The organism is Ensifer aridi, from assembly GCF_002078505.1.
GTDB classification, from domain to species: Bacteria; Pseudomonadota; Alphaproteobacteria; order Rhizobiales; family Rhizobiaceae; genus Sinorhizobium; species Sinorhizobium aridi.
The window spans coordinates 142,092-150,328 of sequence record NZ_LUAV01000021.1 but is presented as its reverse complement, the minus strand read 5'-3'; the positions used below and the strand labels follow the sequence as shown (position 1 = coordinate 150,328).

At 58.3% G+C, this 8,237-nt stretch carries 4 protein-coding genes and 1 pseudogene; 1 reads left to right on the top strand and 4 read right to left on the bottom strand.

What is annotated here, in order from left to right:
- Positions 1 to 2,846 (bottom strand): AMP-binding protein (locus AYK65_RS31865; protein WP_139793240.1); only part of this gene is annotated, 2,846 nt, incomplete at its 3' end.
- 1,106 nt (positions 2,847 to 3,952) lie between these two features.
- A complete protein-coding gene (locus AYK65_RS19030) occupies positions 3,953 to 4,231 on the bottom strand; it encodes an HU family DNA-binding protein (protein ID WP_081159561.1) in 279 nt (92 codons plus the stop codon).
- Positions 4,232 to 4,779: 548 nt separating this feature from the next.
- Here AYK65_RS19030 and AYK65_RS19025 point away from each other — a divergent pair.
- Complete coding sequence (locus AYK65_RS19025; RefSeq protein ID WP_081159532.1) at positions 4,780 to 6,948, top strand: S46 family peptidase; 2,169 nt, start codon at positions 4,780 to 4,782, stop codon at positions 6,946 to 6,948.
- A gap of 650 nt (positions 6,949 to 7,598) precedes the next feature.
- Here AYK65_RS19025 and AYK65_RS33085 read toward each other — a convergent pair.
- Both AYK65_RS33085 and AYK65_RS33080 read right to left on the bottom strand, forming a co-directional pair.
- Positions 7,599 to 7,964, bottom strand: a complete 366-nt coding sequence (locus AYK65_RS33085; protein WP_244560023.1) for a 4'-phosphopantetheinyl transferase family protein — start codon at positions 7,962 to 7,964, stop codon at positions 7,599 to 7,601.
- Positions 7,965 to 7,970: 6 nt separating this feature from the next.
- Positions 7,971 to 8,168 (bottom strand): annotated as a pseudogene (locus AYK65_RS33080) (4'-phosphopantetheinyl transferase family protein); the annotation flags it as partial.
- Between the last annotated feature and the right edge of the window lie 69 nt (positions 8,169 to 8,237).

Here is an 8,237-nt window from a genome sequence, read left to right as displayed (position 1 = left end):
GGCTGACCATGGTCGTCAAGCACATAGAGCCGCGTGTTCGATATCGGACGCCCGATCGGGATTGACGTGAGGCCTTCGAGATCGCCCGTTATTTCGAATGAGGCACATCCAACGGTGGCCTCTGTCGGACCAAAATGGTTAATCAGGCGCACATTTGGAAAACGCCGCTGCCAAAATCGCATGTCGGCTGGAACTAGGGCTTCGCCGCCAACCATAAGTGCTTTTGTTGGAGCTTCTTCCTTCCCATCATGCATCGTTTTGTTAAGCATGCTCAGATGCGAGGGAGTAACCTTGACCAAATCGAAGGTTTGTCCATCCGCCGATTCAGCAAGAGAGTTAATTTGGACAGCCGGATCTAGAAGATGAAGTTTCGTTCCCGCCAGCAGCGGCCCGAATAGGGTCGTAACGATGCCATCAAAACTCATCGAATGCGTTACAGGCGAGCCATTCGAAGTTCTCTGGTAAAAGCTTCGATTTGACCACTGCAAATAGTTCGACAACTGTTGATGCTCGACCATGACGCCTTTTGGCGTTCCGCTAGAGCCTGATGTGTAGATGACATAGGCGAGATGGCGCGCTGTCAGGCCGAGGGCGTGCGGGTCGGGATCGTCAGCGGGCTGGTCGGCCCAGGAAAGCTCGCCGTCCGAGAAGTCGATCACGCTGCGATCGGCGAGTGCCTCGGCGCCCAGCGCTTCGCGGCCGGCGGCATCGCAAAGCATGAGCCGCGGGGCGGCATCGTCGAGCACCTGCCGTAGCCGCTGAGACGGATAGGCCGGATCGAGCGGCAGATAGGCGCCGCCCGCCTTGAGGATCGCCAGCAGCCCCACCACCATCGCCGGGCTGCGCTCCAGGCAGATGGCCACCGGCTGGTCCGGCTTGACCCCAAGGTCGATCAGATGATGGGCCAGCCGGTTGGCCTGAGCATTCAGTTCGCCATAGGAGATCGACTGCGCTTCGAAGACCACCGCCACGGTGTCGGGCGCCCGGCGCACCTGCGCCTCGAACAGTTCATGGACGCAAAGCTCCGACGGATAGTCCACTTCCGTCCGGTTCAGATCTTCAAGAAGATAGCCCCGCTCCTCAGCTGACAGCAGCTCGATCCGGCCGACCGGTTGCTGTGGATTGAGTGTAGCGACGCTTAGAAAATTCTCTAGATGCTGCGTAACATTGCCGATTTTCTCGGGCGCCCAGCGATTTTCATCAATGTGCCACCTAAAGCTCCCGTCGACCGCGTTGATTTGAAGCGTCAGTAAGCTGCCTGGCAGGATCATTTCCGACTCGGGATTGGACCCAAGTTCGTCAACTGAAGGGCCGTGGCTCATCGTTGTCATCATAACGCCAATTGGCCACGGTTGACGCAATTGCAGCCCTTTGTCGCCCGACAGTGCCGGGCTACGTGCTATGAGATCGCGGGCAAAGCTAGTGTGTCTACGCAACAGAACACATTCAGCCGCGACCGTCGCGCGTAGCTCAGAAAAACCGTGATTGACGTCGATGGTAATTTCCATCGGCACGATAGACGCTATAAGCTTCTGCGCCAGACGCCCATCAATCTGCGTTTCATCGAGTGCTGGACGCCAACCTAGCTGAAGCTCTGCTTCACCTGCCGTGCGGGCCAAATAAATCAACCAAGCACTCAACAAGCATTCCACGCGTTCCGTCGGTGAGAGTTCTGCCAAGGCATCTATATTGCGCCAGGAGCTCGTGTGCCATTTGGGCGGTTGTTCGCCCAGAAGAGACGAAACATAAGGTAGCTGCGATGGTTTGAATGTCTCAAGTCGCCGCAGCCAAAATCTCTCCCGTGGAGCCAACGCTTCACAGATAGTAGTTATGGACAATGCGTGGTCATCGCTCAAAATCGCGAGACGGTCACCTACATTCAGACAAGAGCGTTCTGCGAGTGCTATCGCATCGACGAACGGGCCATTGGGAGCACCAAACCAAAGATCGACGTCTTCTGTTTCCGTCGCGACACGCCAGTGGTCTGGATGTATTTCGAGCAGGGAGCCTGCCTGATAATCAGAAGACCGAGTGGATACCTCCAAGCGCCGAACCGGGATAGCATCTTCTCCGACGACAACCTTAGGCAAGCACAACGGATTCGGATGATAAGGGCCGAAGTCCAAACCACGAGCAATCGCTGATAATTCCTGCGCGGACTGGTTCCATCTCAGACAACCAGCGGCAATAGGCCGTTGCTTCCTCGGAAAATAGGTCCTGTTTGCCAGCTGCTGCGGGCGGCCCTGGAGATCGGCCCGCGCTATTTTCGCTAAAAGAGCGCGAAACCCTTCTATCGCGGCATCATAGCATTTAAGGTTGAGGGTCAATGCCGTATCGGTTGATTCAATGGGCACCGGGCACTGCACAACTACGTTGCCCGTGTCAACACCAGGATCCATGTGATGCCACGAAATGGCGTATTGGCTCTCTTGCGCCAGAATTGCCCAGCTTGTCGCGTGGGTCCCTGCGTAACGCGGCAGTGGGCTGTCGTGATAATTGAACGCACCTACACGTGCTTGCTCCAATAAATGAGCTGGCAAGATAACGGGATTAACGACGGAAAATATCAAATCGACATTCACATCGCATAGAAATTCATAGGTCTGGTCGACGTTATCGAAGCAATGGATGCCTAAATGAGTAGCCCAGGTACGGAACACATCATCTGTAGGTAGAACGGCGGGTACGGAACAGCCCATTTCCTTTGCGATCTGTGCACATCTAATACTAAGCGTGCCACCACCGACAAAGATAACTGATAGGGTTGATGTAGTGCTGGGGTCTCCCAGGTCTTGGCCGCAGCCCTCATGGCTATTCGAGCTTTCCGGACGCGACAAATCGATCATTTTTGGTCCTCTTCAGCGATCTCGTGCTCACGCGTTATCAATAGTCCATCCAGCCGTTGCCAGTGGGCGCGATGAGAACATCGTCACCATCGCTGCCGAGGAGGCAGTTGTAACTTGGGCCACCATGGATTAGCACGGCAGCTAATCATGGTTTAACGCCTCAACATCATCTCCCTTTACCGTTACCCCACATCGGCCCGTTGGCCTAATCGATTGATTTTATGGGAGCTATTCAAATATCGGCTTCATCGGCGCGCTTTACTTCACAGCTTCCAATGTATGGACCGACGCACCCCGTTCTGACTGTCCATCCGATTGGCGTTGGTGCGCGAGCTCTGCCGTCCACCAAAGACGGTCCGGGTTCTCGCCCAGTCTCTCGCTGTGGAACGGCTAGTTTCATCGGCGCCCGCGGTCTTCTGGCGACCACCGCATGCCAGGCGAGAGGCGTTGAGCGTGTCTACGGGAGGGGCAGTTTTGCCATATGGAAAGCTTTGCAGAACAATGGAATGGCGCTCACGGGACCATTACGGGTCCGACATTGGCGAAGCTCTAACAACGCGCGTAACCCGTAGAGCCCGCCGCCATCTACGCACTCTGCGCCAGCATATCCGCGACACGTGATGATGCGCACGCATCGGTTCGACGTGCGCCTTTCAAGGGCGCACTTCGAAATGCCGATTTGGAGGGTCGAACTCGGGAAAAGTAGCGATTTACGTGCGCGCTCCCATGGCGCTGACCTTCCCTGCGTATGCTGGACTTAAAACCTGGCCGGAACGCGGGTGGATTTCCGCAGCAGAGGTGCTCCGCGGCTGCGGCCTTGCTTTATTGGCAGATGCGGCTTCGTGGCGCCGACTGATCGGCATCTACGCGCCTGACGACGTGACGGGCGCGTAGCGAAATTTTCCTGGTCCGGGCGCATCCAGATAGTTCCGCCGCGCCGTGAGCTACAGCGCCCTGCGCCCAATCAGACGCGCAAAGGACGCTGCAGCACTTTGAATTGCTGCATGTATTTATCCTTAAATCGGGTACGTAAGGAAACATGCAGGAGTACGCTACCGAATTTCGAGTCACTTTGATCTCAGCGTGCCCCCCAACGGCGGCAGACGCTATTTGTTCAAGGCGTCCTTGAGAGCTTTTGCCGGCGTGAAGGTCACCTTCTTCGCAGCAGCAACCTTGATGGTGGCACCGGTTGCCGGATTACGCGCTTCCCGCTCCGGTGTGTCCTTTACCTTGAACTTGCCAAAGCCGGGGATCGACGTTTCGGAGCCAGCAGTTGCCGCGGCAGTGATCGCGCCGAAGACTGCTTCGACGATCGCCTTCCCTTGGGCCTTGGTGAGTTGATGATCAGCGGCGATCTTGTCGGCAATTTCATTGGTGGTGGTCATGCATTCCCCTTCCTCAAAGAAGAAGAGCATTCACCGCAGAGCCAGCCCTGTCACGCAATTGTTTGCCTTGTTGCCACGTGACTGGTGCATTTCCACAACTTCCGCACTCCCTATGCCCGTCTACCTGCGGTCCAGTTGGCGATGCGAGGGCCGCGTCAATATGTCGGTTCCGCTACGAATGTCGGAGACGGGACATACATGGAGCGGTCTCCCCACGTTGTATTTGAAACTGTTTTCCTTTGGCACGATTACTGCATCGGACGGTTGGCAACCGTCGCGGTATGCAATCCCATACAAGGAGAGGTGAGCGCAATGCAGATGCACGCGTTAATGGTCCTTGTGCCGTCACGGAGTGGCAGCCGCGAAGACGATCGAGCAGGGCCACCCCAGGTCCGGCGGCGATGTTCAAGGTACACAAATTTGGCAGGAGAACCCGAGCATATTGCGTCGCTCTCCTGCGATCAGCTCGACGGGTGAACAGCGTCTCGCGCTGGTCATCGATATAGCCCACGAGATAAATCAGCCACCAAGACGGGAGGTACATCAACATGAACTCGAATATGAAATGTTTGGCCCAAGCAAGTACCATCGCCTTGCTCTGGACCGCCAGCGCGGCGTCGGCGCACGAAGGTATGTGGATGCCCGACCAGACTGCAGAAATCGGCGCGGCCATGCGCGCGGATGGGCTCCAGATCGATCCCGCCCAACTGAGCCGTCTCGACGCTGCCCCGCTCAACGCGATCGTCTCACTCGGCGGATGCTCCGCCTCCTTCGTCAGTCCCGAAGGGCTGGTCGCGACCAATCACCACTGCGTAGTGGGATCCCTCCAGAACATCAGCAAGGAGGGCGAGGACCATCTCACAAACGGCTTTCTGGCGAGAAGCCTGAGTGAAGAATTGCCTGCGGCTCGCGGCAGCCGCATCTATGCTATCGAAGATCAACGGGAAGTGACCGCCGACATGCTCAAGGGAATCTCGGCCGACCTGACCGGTTTTGCCCGCCATGAGCAGCTCGACGCGAACCGCAAGGCCCTGATCGCCGCGTGTGAAGGACAGCCCAACCGCCGCTGCGACGTGCGGGCCTATTATGGTGGCGCCTCCTACTACCTTCAGCAGAAGCTCGAAATTCAGGACGTGCGCCTCGTCTATTCGCCCGCACGTGGCATCGGTGAATTCGGCGGCGAAAAGGATAATTGGATGTGGCCACGCCACACAGGCGACTTCGGCTTTTATCGCGCCTATGTCGCTCCTGATGGTTCCTCCCGGCCTTATGCGCCTGACAATGTGCCTTACCGGCCGAAGAACTGGCTGCGCATCGCTCGCGAAGGCCTGAAAGAGGGCGATTTTGTGATGGTCGCTGGCTTTCCCGGTACTACCGATCGGTTTCGCACCGCCGGGGAAGTCCGGTTCAACTTTGCGAAGTACGAACCGCTATGGCAGCGTTGGCTCTCGAATTATGCCGCCCAGATAAAGCAGGCCACGGTAGGCAACCGCACTGCGCAGATCCGCTACGCCTCCATCCTGCAAGGCGTGGAAAACTACGCGAAGAAGCTGGCGGGCGATCTCGCCGGCGCTGATGCGGTTGGGCTCAACGCTCGCAAGGCCACCGAGGAGACAGCTTATCGCAACTGGGTCGCTGCCGATCCCGCGCTGCAGGCGCGCTATGGCGCGGCGATCCTCGAGCTGGATGCCATAGTGGAGGAGAGCAGCCGGGCCTCGCTCCAGGGGCTGGGGGCGGCGCTGCTCGGCCAAGCGCGGATCCTCTCATCCGCACGCACGCTCTATCGCTGGGCGAAGGAGCACGAGAAACCAGATGCCAACCGCGAAAGCGGCTTTCAGGATCGTGACCGCAGCGAGACCATCGATCGACTGACGCAGGTCGAACGCGAGTATCTGCCCGACATCGATCGCAAGCTGTTCGAGGCCGCACTCGAGGAATATCACCGGCTGGACGCGAAGGACCGCGACACTGCGTTCGAGACCGCTCTGGGCCAAATCGGCCTTGATCGACTCTATGCAGAAACCAAACTCGCCGACACGGCTACGCGGCTCGGCTGGCTCGATAAACCGGCTGCTGCTTTCGAGGCATCGGACGATCCTTTCATCAAGCTGGCGGTTGCACTTTATCCCGGCGAGATAGCCGCGGAGCGCACGAACAAGGATCTCGCCGGCCGCACGCAGGCGGCGCGCGCGACTTATATGCAGGCTCTGCTTGCCTATAGGAAGGCGATCGGCCGGCCCGTGTATCCCGACGCGAATGGATCGCTGCGCCTCACCTGGGGCAAGGTGGCGAGGCGAACGCAAGACGGGCAGATCTGGACGCCCTTCACCACGGCTGAGGGACTGCTGGCCAAGCATACCGGAAAGGGTGAGTTCGACGCGCCCGAAGCCGCCATTGCCGCGATTCGCGCTAAGGACTATGGCCCCTATGTCGCGCCAGCGCTGGGCACGTTACCGGTCGACTTCCTGTCCACGGTCGACATTACCAGTGGCAATAGCGGCTCGGCGACGTTGAATGGGCGCGGCGAGCTCGTTGGTCTCGCCTTCGACGGCACGCTAGAGGGCGTGATTGGGGACTGGGCCTTTCCCGGAGATCGCAATCGCAGCATCCACGTCGACAGTCGTTTCATGCTCTGGACCATGGACAAGATCGACGGCGCCGGCCGGTTGCTCAAGGAAATGGGAGTGCCGCCGACGTCGGCTAGGAAACGTTTGTAATGATGACAATGCGCTCGATCCGCTCATCAGAAACAGCACTAAGGCTTGCCCGCAGGTTGGTGGACCGTCACCTCCAACCAGCTCGCCGCGGTCTCCTTCTGCTGCTCCAAGGTGAATCAGGAAAAGCCCGCGGGGGGCCTGGACACGCGCCTTGGAGTTACATTCGGATTATGTGCGCAGGGGCCTGCCGCACCGCTATCCCCTTGCTGCTCCTCAGCGGAGTCAAGTGCACAACCTGTTGTGAGTGCCCGTTCCGCATCTTAAAGCTGGGACTCACGCTTTTGCGACTATCGATCTTTCAGCCCCTCTCCTGCCTCGCCAACGGATGGAGACCAGCCGTGGACTACATTGAGAAATCAAGCGAGCGATAATAGCGGGCTGGAGCATCCGGGGTTGCTCGTGAGGGGAGCGGGTGACGTTCAACACCACCAGCCTGCCATGGTGTCGCCCCTCTCAGGGAATTTGCAGAATCTTCAACACACTACCGGCTGTTGTTTGCAAAATACTTTCGCAGTCGGAGCGCCGGGGCGCTAACCTACGGATATTGGTGAGCACCACTCCCTGAGTCGATCACGGCTCACCATTGAGCGCTCCATCAGGCGCCGATCGCGCGTAACTGGAGAACGCGAGGCTTTGAGCCGGGGCTAACGCTACCCCGCGATGAATACTGCAGTTAGTACTAGTCCATTTGCAATGCTGAAGCGGCCGCGGAGTTCCCAAGCACAATTGCGGGTCGGCATGAGCGTGTTCGGAAGCCGAGCAACAAACGTCCCGTCCGGAATGAAAGTGATCACCGCGTCCTCGAATTCCAGCCATTCACGTGTGAGCGGAAACCACGCCTTGAAGATGCTCTCCTTGGCACTGAAGAGCAATCGGCCCCAATTGAGGCGCCTTGGTGCGTTGGCCAGCCACTCTCGCTCCTCGTCAACCGAAATGAGCTCCAACACGCCCGACGGCAGCTCCTCATCGACTTCTGCATCGATTCCGAGCGCAACGTAGTCCTCCTGCAGGGCCACAGCGGCGGCACAGAATCCAGCACAATGTGTTATGCTGCCGACTACGCCGGCTGGCCAAACTGGAGCCCGGTCAGGTCCACTTGGGATGGCGCACGGAGGAAAGCCAAGCTTGGCTAATGCCGATCTGGCACAGGCTCGTCCGACGGAGAATTCACGCCTCCTGCTTTCGATCGCCCCAGCCACGGCACTCTCTTCTTCGGGCATCACTTCTGGGCCTCTACTTGCCCGAGAGGTTTGCACGGCTATATTGGATGGAAGCAGCGTCTCTATCAC

Coding starts and splice junctions, on each gene's coding strand:
- AYK65_RS19030 (WP_081159561.1), bottom strand. CDS start 4,231: ATGACCACCACCAATGAAATTGCCGACAAGATCGCCGCTGATCATCAA.
- AYK65_RS19025 (WP_081159532.1), top strand. CDS start 4,780: ATGAACTCGAATATGAAATGTTTGGCCCAAGCAAGTACCATCGCCTTG.